This window comes from Microbacterium sp. Leaf288 (assembly GCF_001422925.1).
Taxonomy (GTDB): Bacteria; Actinomycetota; Actinomycetes; order Actinomycetales; family Microbacteriaceae; genus Microbacterium.
On the sequence record NZ_LMNI01000010.1, the window covers coordinates 243,969 to 259,265 of the forward strand.

At 71.8% G+C, this 15,297-nt stretch carries 15 protein-coding genes; 10 read left to right on the forward strand and 5 right to left on the reverse strand.

Translation table 11 applies throughout. From position 1 onward, the window contains the following. Window positions 1-34 precede the first annotated feature (34 nt). Genes pdhA through ASF40_RS05335 form a run of 3 tightly spaced genes read left to right on the forward strand, consistent with a single transcriptional unit; the run spans window position 35 to window position 3,581 of the window. Complete coding sequence (gene pdhA, locus ASF40_RS05325; protein ID WP_082496888.1) at window positions 35-1,171, forward strand: pyruvate dehydrogenase (acetyl-transferring) E1 component subunit alpha; 1,137 nt, start codon at window positions 35-37, stop codon at window positions 1,169-1,171. Beyond that, window positions 1,168-2,178 (forward strand): alpha-ketoacid dehydrogenase subunit beta, encoded by a 1,011-nt coding sequence (locus tag ASF40_RS05330; RefSeq protein ID WP_056367188.1) that lies wholly within the window; start codon window positions 1,168-1,170, stop codon window positions 2,176-2,178. Before pdhA ends, ASF40_RS05330 begins: the two co-directional genes overlap by 4 nt. Continuing rightward, complete coding sequence (locus tag ASF40_RS05335) at window positions 2,178-3,581, forward strand: dihydrolipoamide acetyltransferase family protein (protein WP_056367189.1); 1,404 nt, start codon at window positions 2,178-2,180, stop codon at window positions 3,579-3,581. Before ASF40_RS05330 ends, ASF40_RS05335 begins: the two co-directional genes overlap by 1 nt. Before the next feature lie 38 nt (window positions 3,582-3,619). Here ASF40_RS05335 and ASF40_RS05340 read toward each other — a convergent pair whose 3' ends face one another. Further along, window positions 3,620-5,437 (reverse strand): alkaline phosphatase family protein, encoded by a 1,818-nt coding sequence (locus ASF40_RS05340; RefSeq protein WP_082496889.1) that lies wholly within the window; start codon window positions 5,435-5,437, stop codon window positions 3,620-3,622. A gap of 30 nt (window positions 5,438-5,467) precedes the next feature. Next, the gene (locus tag ASF40_RS05345) at window positions 5,468-6,064 is read right to left on the reverse strand and encodes an SACE_7040 family transcriptional regulator (RefSeq protein ID WP_056367190.1); all 597 of its coding nucleotides are present in this window, start codon (window positions 6,062-6,064) and stop codon (window positions 5,468-5,470) included. Between the two features lie 135 nt (window positions 6,065-6,199). On the opposite strand from ASF40_RS05345, the gene ASF40_RS05350 reads away from it, so the two are divergent. Genes ASF40_RS05350 through ASF40_RS05375 form a run of 6 tightly spaced genes read left to right on the forward strand, consistent with a single transcriptional unit; the run spans window position 6,200 to window position 12,552 of the window. Then, window positions 6,200-7,804 carry a carboxyl transferase domain-containing protein gene (locus tag ASF40_RS05350; protein WP_056367191.1) on the forward strand — a complete coding sequence of 535 codons (1,605 nt, stop codon included), beginning with the start codon at window positions 6,200-6,202 and terminating at the stop codon, window positions 7,802-7,804. Window positions 7,805-7,809: 5 nt separating this feature from the next. Continuing rightward, complete coding sequence (locus ASF40_RS05355; protein ID WP_056368229.1) at window positions 7,810-9,831, forward strand: acetyl/propionyl/methylcrotonyl-CoA carboxylase subunit alpha; 2,022 nt, start codon at window positions 7,810-7,812, stop codon at window positions 9,829-9,831. A 16-nt stretch (window positions 9,832-9,847) separates the two neighbouring features. Then, window positions 9,848-11,008: an acyl-CoA dehydrogenase family protein gene (locus ASF40_RS05360; protein ID WP_056367192.1), complete on the forward strand. Its 1,161-nt coding sequence runs from the start codon at window positions 9,848-9,850 to the stop codon at window positions 11,006-11,008. A 16-nt stretch (window positions 11,009-11,024) separates the two neighbouring features. Beyond that, a complete protein-coding gene (locus ASF40_RS05365; protein WP_056367193.1) occupies window positions 11,025-11,552 on the forward strand; it encodes a MaoC family dehydratase in 528 nt (175 codons plus the stop codon). Beyond that, window positions 11,549-12,358, forward strand: a complete 810-nt coding sequence (locus tag ASF40_RS05370) for an HpcH/HpaI aldolase/citrate lyase family protein (protein ID WP_056367194.1) — start codon at window positions 11,549-11,551, stop codon at window positions 12,356-12,358. Before ASF40_RS05365 ends, ASF40_RS05370 begins: the two co-directional genes overlap by 4 nt. Further along, a complete protein-coding gene (locus tag ASF40_RS05375; protein WP_056367195.1) occupies window positions 12,355-12,552 on the forward strand; it encodes a hypothetical protein in 198 nt (65 codons plus the stop codon). The genes ASF40_RS05370 and ASF40_RS05375 overlap by 4 nt, the downstream gene beginning before the upstream one ends. On the opposite strand, the gene ASF40_RS05380 is transcribed toward ASF40_RS05375, so the two are convergent. The 3 genes from ASF40_RS05380 to ASF40_RS05390 are packed head-to-tail and all read right to left on the reverse strand — an operon-like array spanning window position 12,534 to window position 14,402. Next, entirely contained in the window at window positions 12,534-12,914 is a 381-nt protein-coding gene (locus tag ASF40_RS05380; RefSeq protein WP_056367196.1) for an iron chaperone, read from the reverse strand. The two genes, ASF40_RS05375 and ASF40_RS05380, sit on opposite strands and share 19 nt — an antisense overlap. Window positions 12,915-12,924: 10 nt before the next feature. After that, window positions 12,925-13,530 carry a histidine phosphatase family protein gene (locus tag ASF40_RS05385; protein WP_056367197.1) on the reverse strand — a complete coding sequence of 202 codons (606 nt, stop codon included), beginning with the start codon at window positions 13,528-13,530 and terminating at the stop codon, window positions 12,925-12,927. Between the two features lie 38 nt (window positions 13,531-13,568). After that, window positions 13,569-14,402 carry a Sir2 family NAD-dependent protein deacetylase gene (locus ASF40_RS05390; protein WP_056367198.1) on the reverse strand — a complete coding sequence of 278 codons (834 nt, stop codon included), beginning with the start codon at window positions 14,400-14,402 and terminating at the stop codon, window positions 13,569-13,571. Between the two features lie 102 nt (window positions 14,403-14,504). Here ASF40_RS05390 and ASF40_RS05395 point away from each other — a divergent pair, with 102 nt between their 5' ends. Further along, on the forward strand, window positions 14,505-15,278 hold the full coding sequence (locus ASF40_RS05395; RefSeq protein ID WP_235560142.1) for a methyltransferase domain-containing protein: 774 nt from the start codon (window positions 14,505-14,507) through the stop codon (window positions 15,276-15,278). Window positions 15,279-15,297: the final 19 nt, after the last annotated feature.

Consider the following 15,297-nt stretch of genomic DNA (forward strand, 5'->3'; position numbering starts at 1 on the left):
CGGCTCCTCACGAGGGGGCCCGCAACGAGGAGTGATGACGATGACGCACACCCTGACACCCACAGCGGATCTCGCCACCGATATCGAGGATGTCGCGCGACTGCTGACCCCTGACGGCGAGCGCATCGCCGACCCCGAGCTCGATCGCTGGGTGGCCGACGTCGACGCCGCGACACTGCGCGGCCTCTACCGCGACATGGTTCTCCTGCGGCGCATCGACACCGAGGGCGTCGCTCTGCAGCGGCAGGGCCAGCTGGGCCTGTGGCCGCCTTGTCAGGGCCAGGAGGCCACCCAGATCGGCACCGCACGCGCCCTCCGCGCCGATGACTTCGCCTTCCCGAGCTACCGCGAGACCGGCGTCGTCTACGCCCGTGGCGGCAAGCCCGCGGACTTCGTGCTCGCCTGGCGTGGCGAGGAGCACTCCACCTACAACCCCTACGACATCAACACCGCCACGCAGCAGATCATCATCGGCGCGCAGGCGCTGCACGCTGTCGGCTACGCGATGGGCGTGCAGCGCGACGGCACCGACCAGGTGTCGGTCGCCTACTTCGGCGACGGCGCGTCGAGCCAGGGCGACGTCAACGAGGCGATGGTGTTCGCCTCCTCCTTCCGTGCGCCCGTGGTGTTCGTGTGCACCAACAACCAGTGGGCGATCTCGGAGCCCGTCACGGTGCAGGCGAAGTTCCCGATCGCCGGGCGTGCCCCGGGCTTCGGCATCCCCAGCATGCGCGTCGACGGCAACGACGTGCTGGCGTGCTTCGCGGCGATGCGCTGGGCGCTCGACAACGCGCGCCGCGGCAACGGCCCCGCCTTCATCGAGGCGGTCACCTACCGCATGGGCCCGCACACCACGTCGGACGACCCGACCCGGTACCGCGACAAGGAAGAGGTCGACAAGTGGCGCCGCCGCGACCCGATCGCGCGCGTCGAGGCACTCCTGCGGTCGCGCGGCGAGTTCGACGAGGCGTTCGTGACGAGCGTCGAGCACGATGCCGATGCCCTCGCCGCGGCCGTGCGCGAGGCGGCGACGACCGCGAAGACCCGCGACCCGCTGACCGTGCTCGACAACGTCTACGCGGATCCCCACTCGGGCCTCGCGGAGCAGCGCGAATGGTTCGGCGCGTACCTCGACGGGTTCGCCCCGGCAGCCGAGGGGGTGCGACGATGACGCAGCTGACGATGGCGAAGGCCATCAACGAAGGACTCCGCCGCGCGATGGCGGAGGACGACAAGGTCCTCGTCATGGGCGAGGACATCGGAAAGCTCGGCGGCGTCTTCCGCATCACCGACGGCCTCCTCGACCAGTTCGGGGCGCAGCGCGTGGTCGACACGCCGCTCGCCGAGGCCGGCATCATGGGCACCGCCGTGGGGCTCGCGTTCCGCGGCTACCGGCCCGTCGTCGAGATCCAGTTCGACGGCTTCGTGTACCCGGCGTTCGACCAGATCGTGTGCCAGGTCGCGAAGCTGCACTACCGCACGCGCGGCAATGTGAAGATGCCGATCACGATCCGCATCCCGTGGGCAGGTGGCGTGGGTGCCGCGGAACACCACTCGGAGTCGCCCGAGGCCTACTTCGTGCACACGTCGGGCCTGCGTGTGATCGCCGTGTCGAACCCGCAGGACGCCTACGTCATGCTGCGGCAGGCGATCGCGTCCGACGACCCGGTGGTCTACTTCGAGCCCAAGCGGCTGTACCACACCAAGGGCGAGGTCGACCTCGACGTCCAGCTCGCGGACGCCCCGCCGATGGGCCTGGCCCGCGTCGCCCGCGAGGGCAGCGACGTCACGCTGCTGACCTACGGCTCACAGGTGCTCACGGCCCTGGACGCCGCCACGGCGGCCGAGGACGACGGCGTCTCGATCGAGGTCATCGATCTGCGCTCGATCTCGCCGGTGGACTACCGCACGGTGACCGCCTCCGTCCGCAAGACCGGGCGCGTCGTGGTCACCCACGAGGCCGCCCGCGAGGCGGGCGTCGGCGCCGAACTGGTCGCGAGCGTCACCGAGCGCTGCTTCAACTATCTCGAGGCGGCGCCGCAGCGCGTCACCGGGCATGACATCCCTTACCCGCCCGCGAAGCTCGAGAAGCACCACCTGCCCGACCTCGACCGGATCCTCGACGCCGTCGACCGCGTCATGGACCGGCCGAACAGCCTGAGCGGGGTGCTGGACTGATGGCGATGCAGGACTTCACGCTCCCCGACCTCGGGGAAGGACTCCCCGAAGCCGAGCTCGTGCAGTGGCTCGTCGCCGTCGGCGACACGGTCACCCTCAACCAGACCATCGCCGAGGTCGAGACCGCGAAGGCCGTCGTCGAATTGCCGTCCCCGTACGCCGGCACCATCACGGCACTGCACGCCGAAGCGGGCGATGTCGTCGCGGTCGGCTCGGTGCTGATCTCCTTCGACCTCGGCGGAACGGATGCTGCATCGCCGGCGCCCGCCTCGGAAACCCAGGCCTCCGCCCCGGAGCTCGCGGCGAGCGCGCCGGCCGAGGCGGCGAAATCCGAGCCCAACCTCGTGGGCTACGGCGCCACGCCCCAGGGGGCCGGGCGCCCGCAGCGCCGCGCGCGTGTCGCGGGCTCGGTGGCCGCGGCATCCGACACCGCCGTCCTCGAGGCGGCTCCGCACGACGCGATCCAGTTCGCCGACGTCGTGGAACGCCCGGTCGAGCGCCCGCGTTCGACACCGCCGGTGCGGCAGCTCGCCAAGCAGCTGGGCATCGACCTGGCCCTCGTCGAGGCGAGCGGCGCGTCCGGCGTCATCACGCGTGCCGACGTCGAGGCCTACGCGACCCGCGTGGGCGCCACGGCGACGGCGCCGGCTGCGGCCGAGCCCGTCGAGACCTTCGAGATGCCGATGCCGGCCGCCGCGGGGGAGCGCACGACGCGCACGCCGATCCGCGGGGTGCGGCGCATGACCGCGGACGCGATGGTGCGCAGCGCCTTCACCGCTCCGCACGTCACGACGTTCCTGACGGTCGACGTGACGGCGACGAGCGAGCTCATCGCCTCGCTGAAGGGCGACCGCGACCTGCAGGAGCATCGGATCGGGATCATGGCTGTGGCGGCGAAGGCCGTGTGCCTCGCGCTGGGCCGCCACCCCGGCCTCAACTCGAAGTGGGACGACGAGGCGGGCGAGATCGTCGAACACCACTATGTGAACCTCGGCATCGCCGCCGCGACCGGGCGCGGGCTCGTGGTGCCGAACATCCGCGATGCCCAGGAGCTGACGCTGGCCGAACTGGCCGACGCCATCCGCGGGCTCGCGGAGACCGCGCGCGCGGGCAAGACGTCGCCGGCCGACATGATGGGCGGCACGTTCTCGATCACGAACGTCGGTGTGTTCGGCGTCGACGCCGGGACGCCGATCATCAACCCCGGAGAGGCGGGCATCCTCGCGCTCGGCGCGGTGCGCCGCCAGCCCTGGGAGCATCGCCGCGAGATCGCGCTGCGCGATGTCATGACGCTCGCTCTGTCGTTCGATCACCGGCTGGTCGACGGCGAGCAGGGGTCGCGGTTCCTGGTCGATGTCGCGGGCATCCTCCGCGAGCCCGGGCGTGCGATGCTGTTGCGCTGACGAGCCGCTGACCGGCCGGCACCTTGGGGGCCGGCCGGTCAGTCCATCTTCGGGTAGAAGAGTCCGAGCCCGTGCTTGTGCAGCACGTCATATGCCTCGGCGTAGGTCTCGGGCTCCGCGGAGCCGGGAGCCGCATAGCGCGCGAGCAGCAGACCCAGCAGGCCGCGTCCGGGCGGGCTGAGCGGCTTGTGCCTGTGGGGGCCGTGCTCGAGGTCGCTCACCTCGTCCTCGGCCGGATTCGGCGGCACGTACATCGGGTGCACCACCGGCCAGGTGGCGGGGTCGCGGGGAGTGTCGAGGTTCACGATCGAGAACAGGTCGCGCGCCTCAGCGTCGCGCCTCGTCAGCGGGCGCAGCCCGTGCAGCCGGGCCAGCGTGGCGACCACCGCCGCGTGATGCATCTCGTCGTGCACGATCGTGCCGGCCCGCGTGTAGGCCGACACCGCGATCGCCGGCACGCGCACCCCGAGACGGTCGAACGCGAAGCCCATCTCGCCAGGTTCGTCGTCGGCGACGGGGGGCGTCGCCGGGGGAGGCGGCACGTGGTCGTACGTCCCGCCGTGCTCGTCGAAGGTGATCAGCAGCATCGTGTTCATCGCGTTCGATCCGTCCGCCGTCGCGCTCGCCTTGATCGCGTCGTAGACGTCGGCCACGAGCTTCTCGCCCGCGCGCACGTCGGACACGGCGGAGTCGACGACCGTGGAGCCGTCGACATCGCTCTCGCGGAGAGCGCCGAACGGCGGATGGAAGTCGTTGTGGTTGTAGACGAGCCGCGGCTCGATGAACGCGTACGCCGGCAGCTTCCCCGCCTTCGCGTCGTCGAAGAACTCCGACATGTGGCCGAATCGCCCGGTGCGCCAGTGCTTCTCCAGCACCGGGGCGTGCAGGATGCCGGTGAGCGAGACGAGCTGCATCTCGTCGAAGTACACCTTCCAGGGGATTCCGGCTTCCTCGAGCCGGTTGAAGATCGTCGGCGTCGTGGCGGCGTCGAGCCACTTGTCGTAGCCTCCGCCGTGCTTGTTGGTGACGAAGCCGTGCGACGTCGACGCGTGGAAGAACGAGCGGTTGCAGTACGTCTGCGACGGCACCGCCGCGAACCACGCGTCGAAGACCGCGAAACCCTTCGCGAGGGTCGACAGCACCGGGAGCTGCTCGGGGGAGAAGCCGCCCATGATGTGCGACGCCTCGTCGATCGTGGGCTCCTTGCCGTGGCGCAGCCGCGTCAGGTTGTTCCAGTAGTCGTGGAGGAAGCCCTCCATCGTCGGCGCGGTGCCGGACGGCGGCGCGTTGAACGGGGCGGCCATGTCGCCCACCTGGCTCGCGGCGTTGTCCCGCGGGTCGACCACGCCGAACAGCTGCGTGTTGACGTGCGGGAACTCCTCGCCGGGATCCGGGTCGGGCCGAGCCATCACGTCGTCGGTGGGTCCCGAATAGGCGTGCACGGCGACGCGCTCGCCGGAGGGCGCGGTGTTGGCGTAGTCGCCGAACGCGAGCCCGTCGAAGGTGGCGCCCTCTGGCAGGTTCTCGGGCGTGTAGAGCCATCCCAGGAGGTTGTCGAACGACCGGTTCTCGCCCATCAGGACGACGACGTGATCGAAGCCCGGCTCTGATCGCGGCGGCACGGCGCCGAAGTCGACCGCCCCCTCGCGATACCCGATCGTGTGGCCGATGGAGGCGCCGGCCGCGGCGCCCACGGCGCCGCCCACGACCAGGCCCGCCGCGGCGACACCGCCGAGCTTCAGGAAGTCCCGCCGCGAGCTGGCGTCGCCCGACGCCGGCGCACGTGACTCCGCGGGCGTGTCGGTGGCGTCGACGTGCCTCGCCCCGGCGTCGTCGTGCTGGCCATGCCCCGTCATGGTCCGTCCAGACTATGCCCCTCGGCGGCCTCAGGCGGTCAGTGAGGCGTGCGCCATCGTGCGCAGGATGCCGCGTACATCGCGCTCGCCGGGGCGCGACCGCGACGCGCGAACCGTGTGGGGCGTCGAGTTGATGAGGCCGAAGCAGGCGTGTGCGCGTACGCGCAGGTCGTCCTCGTCCCGGTCCGGGTGGACGGTGGAGAGGATGCCGATCCACACCTCCACATACTCCCGCTGCAGACGGCGCACGGTGTGGCGGTCGTCGTCGCTGAGGCTCGCGAGATCGCGGTCCTGCACGCGGATGACGTCGGCGTCGCGCAGCGCGAACTCCACGTGGAAGGCGATGATCGCGTCCAACTGGTCGGCGGCCTCGTGATGAGCCGAGATCACCGTGCGCCCGCCCGCCAGCAGCCGCTCGCTCACCTCGACGAGAATGGCGCCGAGCAGCGCCTGTTTGTTGGCGAAGTGGCGGTAGAGGGCGGGACCGCTGACGCCGACGGCTCCGCCGATGTCTTCGAGACTGACGCCGCTGAAGCCGCGTTCGGCGAAGAGGGCCGCCGCCTCGTGGAGGATCGCCGCGTGGCGGTCGGCCTTCGCGCGATCGCGATCGGTCACACCGTTCGTCATCTGCTGCTCCGCTTGTAAATCCAGTTAAGGCTCGCTAACCTGAACCTCAGTTAGTGAACACTAACCAATCCGATCGCGTCCCGACAACGGACGTGATCCGATCGTGACGTCGAGGAAGATGCGCGGGAGATCCGGATGAGCGTGCTGAGCACCACCGCGGTGCACGACGAGGCCTTCGCGCGGACGCGCGACGCCCAGCGGGACCTGGCCCAGAAGCTGCGGGAGCGGCTGGCCGCAGCATCCGTCGGCGGACCCGCCGCGTCGCGCGAGCGGCATGTCGCGCGCGGCAAGCTGCTGCCGCGCGACCGTGTGACACGCCTGCTCGACGAGGGGAGCCCGTTCATCGAGGTCGCGCCGCTCGCCGCGGAGGGCCTCTACGACGGCGAAGCCCCTGCCGCTGGCGTGATCGCGGGGATCGGGCTGGTGCACGGGCGGCATGTGATGGTGGTGTGCAACGACGCGACGGTCAAGGGCGGGACGTACTACCCGCTCACCGTCAAGAAGCACCTGCGGGCGCAGGAGATCGCCCTCGAGAACCGCCTGCCCTGCGTCTACCTCGTCGATTCCGGCGGCGCTTTCCTGCCGATGCAGGACGAGGTGTTCCCCGACCGCGATCATTTCGGCCGCATCTTCTTCAACCAGGCACGCCTGTCGGCGGCGGGGATCCCGCAGATCGCCGCCGTGCTCGGCTCGTGCACCGCCGGCGGCGCCTACGTGCCCGCGATGAGCGACGAGACGGTGATCGTGCGCGGCCAGGGCACGATCTTCCTCGGTGGCCCGCCCCTGGTGAAGGCCGCGATCGGCGAGATCGTGACCGCCGAGGAGCTCGGCGGGGGAGAGCTGCACGCCCGCCGCTCCGGGGTCGTCGACCACCTCGCCGAGGACGACGAGCACGCGCTCGAGATCGTGCGCGACATCGTCGCGACCCTGCCGGCGCCGGCGGAACCCGCGTGGGAGGTCGTTCCGGCGGTCGAGCCGGTGGCCGAGGCATCCGATCTGTACGGAGTCGTGCCGGTCGACGTGAACCTGCCCTACGACGTGCGCGAGGTGATCGCGCGGCTCGTCGACGGCAGTGAGCTGCACGAGTTCAAGCGCGAGTACGGCGACACGCTCGTCACCGGCTTCGCGCGCATCCACGGGCACCCCGTCGGCATCGTCGCCAACAACGGCGTGCTGTTCGGCGAGTCCGCTCAGAAGGGCGCCCACTTCATCGAGCTGTGCGATCAGCGCGGGGTGCCGCTGCTGTTCCTGCAGAACATCTCGGGCTTCATGGTGGGACGCGACGCCGAGGCGGGCGGCATCGCGAAGGACGGCGCCAAGATGGTCACTGCCGTCGCGACCACACGGGTGCCGAAGCTCACGGTCGTCATCGGCGGGTCGTTCGGCGCCGGCAACTACTCGATGTGCGGACGCGCGTACTCCCCCCGGTTCCTCTGGACGTGGCCGGCGAGCCGGATCTCCGTCATGGGCGGCCCCCAGGCCGCCTCCGTCCTCTCGACGGTCAAGCGCGACCAGCTCGAGGCGCGCGGCGAAGAGTGGTCCACGGCGGAGCAGGCGGACTTCGAGGCCCCGATCCGCGCCCGATACGAGGAGCAGGGCGACCCGTACTACGCGACCGCCCGGCTGTGGGACGACGGCGTGGTCGATCCGCTCGACACCCGGGACCTCCTGGGCCTCGCGCTCGACGTCGTCTCGCGCGCCCCGCTCCCCGAGCCGCGCTTCGGCGTCTTCCGGATGTGACTGTGATGCTCTTCTCTCTGCCTGAGCCCGCCGAAGGGTTCGACACCGTCCTGGTGGCCAACCGCGGTGAGATCGCCCGTCGGGTGATCCGCACGCTCCGGCGCCTCGGCATCCGCTCGGTCGCCGTCTACAGCGATGCGGACGCCGACGCGCCGCACGTGAGCGAGGCCGACGAGGCCGTCCGCATCGGGCCCGCCGCGGCCGCGCAGTCGTACCTCGACATCGGCGCCGTGGTCGCCGCGGCGGTCGCGAGCGGCGCGCAGGCCGTCCACCCGGGCTACGGCTTCCTGTCGGAGAACGTCGCTTTCGCACGCGCCTGCGCCGAGGCGGGAATCGTCTTCATCGGGCCCGGCGAGCGTGCGCTCGAGGTGATGGGCGACAAGATCCGTGCGAAGGAGCACGTGTCGTCGTACGGCGTGCCGACGGTGCCCGGGTTCAGTGCGGCGGGGATGACGGATGCTGAGATCACGGCGTCCGCCGAGCGTGCGGGCTTCCCCCTCCTGGTGAAGCCGTCGGCGGGCGGCGGCGGCAAGGGGATGCAGGTGGTGCGCTCGGCCGCGGAGCTGCCGGACGCGCTCGCGACCGCGCGCCGCGTCGCGGCCGCCGCGTTCGGCGACGACACCCTCCTGCTCGAACGCCTCATCGAGCGCCCGCGCCACATCGAGGTGCAGGTGCTGGCCGACGCGCACGGGAGCGTCGTCCACCTCGGCGAGCGCGAGTGCACGCTGCAGCGCCGCCACCAGAAGGTGATCGAGGAGGCGCCGTCCCCGGCGGTCGACGCCGACACCCGCGCCCGCCTGGGCGCGGCGGCCTGCGCGGCCGCGGCATCCGTCGACTATCGCGGGGCGGGCACGGTCGAGTTCCTCGTCGCAGCCTCCCGGCCCGACGAGTTCTTCTTCATCGAGATGAACACGCGCCTGCAGGTCGAGCACCCCGTCACCGAGCTCGTGACCGGCTTCGACCTGGTCGAGCAGCAGCTGCGGATCGCCGCGAGGGAGCCGCTCGCGTTCTCGCAGGACGACGTGCGCCTCGACGGCCATGCGATCGAGGCCCGTGTGTACGCGGAGACGCCGGAGCGCGGCTTCCTCCCGGCGACCGGCGATGTGCTGGTGTGGCGGCCCGCCGAGGGCGTCCGCACCGATTCGGCGGTCGAGACCGCGAGCACCGTGACGGCGGACTACGACCCGATGATCGCGAAGGTCATCGCGCACGGCGCCGACCGCGCGGAGGCGCTCCCGCGTCTGGACGCCGCGCTCGCCGAGACGATCGTGCTCGGGCTCGACACCAACATCGGCTTCCTCCGCGCCCTGCTCGCCGAGGAGGGCGTGCAGACCGGCGACATGGACACGGGCCTCATCGACCGCATGCCGACGTACACGGCGGGTGCGCCGGGCGCTGCAGCGCTGGATGTCGCGGCCGCCGCCGCCGAACCCACGGGCAGGACGGACTCCGGAGTGCAGCGGCGGGCGAGCCCGCTGTGGCGCGCGGGATCGGGCTGGCGCTCGGGCGAGACGCCTGCAGCGCGCACGGTGTCGGTGGAGACCGCGGGAGGGGACGTGCTCGCGGTCCCCGTCCCCGCTGCGCCGGGCCTCGGCGACGGTGCGATCGACGCCCGCGACGCCGACGGATGGGTCTGGGTTCACGCAGACGGCGCGACGCATCGCCTCCGCCCGCTCAGCCGCCGCGCCGCCATGGAGCGACGACTGGCGGCCCGCGAGCGTGCGGCCGCGGCATCCGATCCGCAACTGCGCGCGCCCATGCCGGGCGCGGTCGTCGCCGTGCACGTGGCAGACGGCGTGACCGTCGCCACCGGCGACCGGATCGTCACGATCGAGGCGATGAAGATGGAGCACCCCGTCCTCGCCCCGCACGACGGCGTCGTGCGCGTCGACGTCGCCGTCGGCGAACAGGTGCGCCGCGACCAGGTGCTCGCGCATGTCTCGCTCGCGGATGCGGCGGCCGCAGCATCCGATTCTCCCGACGACCCCACCGCGGACGCCCACGAGGCGCCCGCGCCGACCTCCTGACACCCGAGGAGCAGCAATGGACAGCTACGACACCTACGACCTCTCGGAGGACGAGCGCGAGCTCGCCGCGCTGGTGCGGCAGTTCGCCGACGAGGTCGTCGCGCCCGTCTCGTACGAGGCCGACCGCACGCACACCCTGCCGATGGACGTCGTCGCGCAGATGGGGGAGCTGGGGCTCTTCGGCCTGCCGTTCCCCGAGGAGTACGGCGGTCAGGGCGGCGACTACTTCGCGCTGTGCCTCGCGATCGAGGCGCTCGGCCGCGTCGACCAGTCGCTCGCGATCACGCTCGAGGCGGGCGTGAGCCTCGGTGCCATGCCGGTGTTCCGCTTCGGCAGCGAGGCGCAGAAGCAGCAGCTCCTGCCCGATCTGCTCGCCGGCCGCGCGCTCGCCGCGTTCGGGCTCACCGAGCCGGAGGCGGGATCGGACGCCGGGGCCACCCGCACCACCGCGCGCCGCGACGGCGACGAGTGGGTCATCAACGGCTCGAAGCAGTTCATCACCAACTCGGGCACCGACATCACACGGTTCGTCACGGTCACCGCGGTGACGGGCGAGACCGACGGCCGCAAGGAGATCTCGACCATCGTCGTGCCCCACGGCACGCCGGGGTTCACCGTCGAACCCGGCTACGACAAGGTCGGCTGGCGCGCGTCCGACACGCACCCGCTGACCTTCCAGGACGTGCGCGTGCCCGTGGCGAACCTGCTCGGCACCGAGGGGCGCGGCTTCGCGAACTTCCTCCACATCCTCGACGAGGGACGCATCGCGATCGCCGCGCTCGCCACGGGAGCGGCGGAGGGATGCCTCGACGCGGCCGTCGACTACGCCAAGAAGCGGACCGTGTTCGGCGACGCGCTCTCGACGCGGCAGGGGATCCAGTTCCTCCTGGCCCGCATGCAGCAGCGCGTGCACGTCGCGCGGCTCGCGTGGCACCACGCGGCGCGACTGCGGGACGCCGGCAAGCCCTTCAAGACGCAGGCGGCCATGGCGAAGCTCACCGCGAGCGACGCCGCCATGGACAACGCCCGCGACGCGACCCAGATCTTCGGCGGCAACGGCTTCATGAACGAGTATCCGGTCGCGCGGCACTACCGCGACTCGAAGATCCTCGAGATCGGCGAAGGCACGAACGAGGTGCAGCTGCTGGTGATCGCGCGGGCGCTCGGCGTGGCGTGAGGGTAGCGTGACAGACGTGACCCCCGACGCTTCCGACGACCACGCCCCGGCCGGGGCAGCGCGGGAGATCATCCAGCGCGGGCTCTACTACGACGAGCTCGAGGTCGGGGCGCGGTACCTGCATCGCCCCGGCCGCACGGCGACCGAGGCCGACAACGTGGTGTTCTCGTCGATCACGATGAACACGCAGGCGCTGCACCTGGACGCCGCGTTCTCCGAGACGCAGCCGTTCGGCCGGCGCCTCATGAACTCGATGTGGACGCTCGCGACGATGGTCGGGGCATCCGTCTCGCAGATCACGCAGGGCACGCTCGTCGCCCAGCTCGGCCTCACGGACGTATCGTTCCCGGCGCCGCTGTTCCACGGCGACACCCTGTACACCGAGACCGACGTGCTCGACAAGCGGCTGTCGGCGTCGCGACCGGGACAGGGCATCGTGACGCTGCGGCACACCGGCCGCAACCAGCGGGGCGAGGTCGTCGCCCTCGCCACCCGGACCGCGCTGATGTGGTGCGCACCCGAGACCCCGGAGGAGACCCGATGAGCTTCGACCTCGGCCCCGCGCTGCTGTTCTGCCCCGCCGACCGCCCCGAGCGGTACGAAAAGGCGTTCGACCGTGCCGATGCCGTGATCCTCGACCTCGAGGACGCGGTCGCGCCCGCCGACAAGACCGCGGCGCGCGGACACCTCATCGAATCCGAACTCGACCCGGCACGGGTGATCGTGCGCGTGAACCCGCCCGAGACCGACGCGTTCGTCGCCGATCTCGCGACGCTGTCGCAGACGGACTACCGGCGCATCATGGTCGCGAAGTCCGAGTCGCCCAAGCGCATCGGGCGCATCGACGCGCGCTTCGAGGTGATCGCGCTGTGCGAGACGGCGAAGGGCGTCGCCCAGGCCGACCGCATCGCCGCGCTCGACAACGTCGTGGCCATGATGTGGGGCGCCGAAGACCTCGTCGCGAGCATCGGCGGCACCTCCAGCCGCAAACCCAACGGCCGCTACCGCGACATCGCGCGCTACGCACGCTCCCGCGTGCTGCTCGCGGCCGCCGCGCGCGGCAAGGCGGCGATCGACGCCGTGCACCTGGACATCGAGGACGCGAAGCGCCTGGCCATCGAGGCGGCGGATGCTGCGGCATCCGGTTTCCGCGCCACCGCCTGCATCCACCCGAGCCAGGTGGCCGTCATCCGCGCCGCCTACCGCCCTGATGAGAAGACCGTGGCGTGGGCGCGCGCCGTCCTCACCGCCGCGGAGAGCGAGCGCGGTGTGTTCTCGTACGACGGGCGCATGGTCGACGAACCGGTGCTGCGCCACGCGCGCGGCGTGCTGGCTCGCGCGGACGCATGAGTACGCAGTCGGAGCTCACCACGCGGATCGGCACCGTCGCGCGGCGCGAACTCGCGGTGCACGGCATCACCCGCTACGACCAGCTGACCGAGCGCACGCGCAGCGATCTGCTGGCGATCCACGGCGTCGGGCCGAAGGCGGTCCGCATCCTCGACGAAGAGCTCGCCGCTCGAGGTCAGGCGTTCGGCGATTGACGGACGCGCTCGTCCGCGATCTCGCGCGCGACGCGTCCGACGAGCTCGTACGGCACGTCCTTCGAGTGCGGGAAGACGACCGAGTCCTTCTCGGCGCGATAGGGCCCGATCTCGGACTCCAGCGGCTCGGGAAGAGTCGGCACCGGGTAGAGGCCGATGTGCTTCTTCCAACCGGCGAAGTGGAGTGCGTAGCGCCCGCCGAGCATGACGGCCGCGATGCCGTATCGCACCTTCTGCTCGGGCGGCGTCCCGGATGCGGCCGTGACGGCATCCACGATCTCGGCGCGGACGCGCGTGAGTCGCTCGGCGACCTCGGGAGGGAATCCCGCGATGTACTCGTCGACGGTGGCAGGCGCGGGCATGGCGCCGAGCCTAGGCCACCAGTCCCGCGTACGTCACGAGCCGGAGGTGGTCGCGCTCGTAGACGAAGTCGTGGGTGGCGCCGTTGGCGAGCCGCTCGCCCTCCAGCGGCAGTTCGCCGGCGGTCGCGTGGCGCATCACCTCGCGGATGAGCGCGCCGTGGCTCACGACGATGAGCGAGGCCGCGGCGGGGGCGGTGGCGCGGCGGTGATCCCGCACGACACCGCCGAGCGCCGTGATGGCGCGCGCGCGCAGATCGGCCCACGGCTCCGCGCCGGGCACCTCTGCGGTGTACCAGTCGCCCCAGCGGGTGCGGAACTCGTCGATGCCGACGCCCTCCGCCTCGCCGTAGGCGCGCTCGCGCAGGCCGGCATACGTCCGCGGTGCCGCAAGGCCCAGCTCGGCCGCGATGATCTCCGCGGTCTCGCGGGCGCGGGCCAGGTCGCTCGACACGACGGTCACGGGAACAGCGCCGTCGAGGCGTTCGCGCAGCACCTGCGCGGTCGCGCGGGCCTGTGCGCGACCGGTGTCGTTGAGGGGGATGTCCGTCGATCCCTGGATGCGCCGGTCGCGGTTCCAATCGGTCTCGCCGTGGCGGATCAGGGTGAGCGCGGTCATGCTGTCGACCCTACCCGGGCCGCCTGGGCATCAGCCGCTCAGGCGAGCGAGGGCAGCCCGTCGGCGAGCGCGCGCAGTACCTCGCTGGTGCCGGCGTCGATCTTGACCGTCGCGCGGGCATCCGCGCGCGTCGCGCCGCGGTTCACGATGACGACGGGCAGGCGGCGGCGTCGCGCGCGCTCGAGCAGCCGGATGCCGGAGTTCACGACGAGTGAGGACCCCGCCACGATGAGCGCCTCGCTCGTGTGCACGAGCTGCTCCGCCTCGCGGAACTTCTCGGCGGGGATGAACTCGCCGAAGAAGACGACATCGGGCTTCAGCATCCCGCCGCACACACTGCATTCCGGGATGCGGAAGCCCTCGGTGCTCTCGGGGAGCACGTCGCCGTCGGGCCCGAGTGCGACGTTCTCGGGCACACGGATCCACGGGTTGTCGTCCTCGACGCGGCGGGCGAGGTCGCGCCGGTCGAAGACCTGGCCGCAGTGGGTGCAGAAGATGCGGCGCATCGTGCCGTGGAGCTCCACGACGCGGCGGCTGCCGGCGCGCACGTGGAGTCCGTCCACGTTCTGGGTGACGACGCCGGTCGCGAGTCCTCGAGCTTCGAGGTCGGCGAGCGCGCGGTGCCCGGGGTTCGGCTCGGCGGACGCGAACGCCTGCCAGCCGAGGTGGCTGCCGACCCAGTAGCGACGTCGCGACGCATCGCTGGAGAGGAACTGCTCGACGGTCATCGGGGTCCGCACCGGAGCTCCTGCCCCGCGGTAGTCCGGGATGCCGGAATCCGTCGAGACGCCTGCCCCGGTCAGCACGGCGATCCGCCGGCCCGAGAGCGTGGCGATGGCCTGAGCCACGGCATCCGTCGTCCGGGCGTCCATTCCGCTCGCGATCGTCGTCACGGCGCACCCCCTTCGCGTCGAGTGTAGGCCCCGCGGTTTTCGGGGATGTTACGCAGCGGCACAGCGTGCCAGGATGAGCGCGTGGGCAGCTTCGGGGGCGTCAGCGCCGAGGAGTACGCGCGTTTCATGGGCCGTTTCTCGACCCCGCTGGCGGTCGAGTTCGCGACCGTCGGGCTCGAAGGCGTCGACGCGGACGCCCGGCTGCTGGACGTCGGATGCGGGCCGGGGATGCTGACCCTCGAGCTCGTGAAGCGTCGCGGTCCTGAGGCGGTCAGCGCCGCCGACCCGGAACCCGCGTTCGTCGACGCGACCGAGGAACTGTGCCCCGGCGTGGACGTCCGTGTCGCCGAAGCGGAGCATCTGCCGTTCGCCGACGGGGAGTTCGGGGCGACCCTGGCTCAGCTCGTCGTCCACTTCATGTCGGACCCGGTGCGCGGTGTGACGCAGATGGGCCGCGTGACGGCGCCGGGCGGCCGGGTCTCGGCCTGCGTGTGGGACCACGCGGGCGATGGCGGACCGCTCTCGACGTTCTGGCGTGTGGCGCGCCGACTCGACGACGGCGTCCGCGGGGAGGCCGGTCTCAGCGGCGCCGCCCCTGGGCAGCTCGTCGACATCTTCCGGCGCGCGGGCCTCGCCGACGTCACCCAGACGGTGGTCGAGTGCACGGTGTCGTTCCCGGACTTCGCTGACTGGTGGGATCCGTTCCTCCTCGGTGTCGGGCCGGCCGGCCGGTACGTCGCCACCCTCGGCCGGGGCGAGGTCGCGCGACTGGAGCAGGCGCTGCGCGACGAGCTCGGCGACGGCGGGTTCACGGTGACGGCGCGAGCCTGGACGGCGGTCGGCACCCCGGCCTGAGCGCCGTGCGACGATGGGA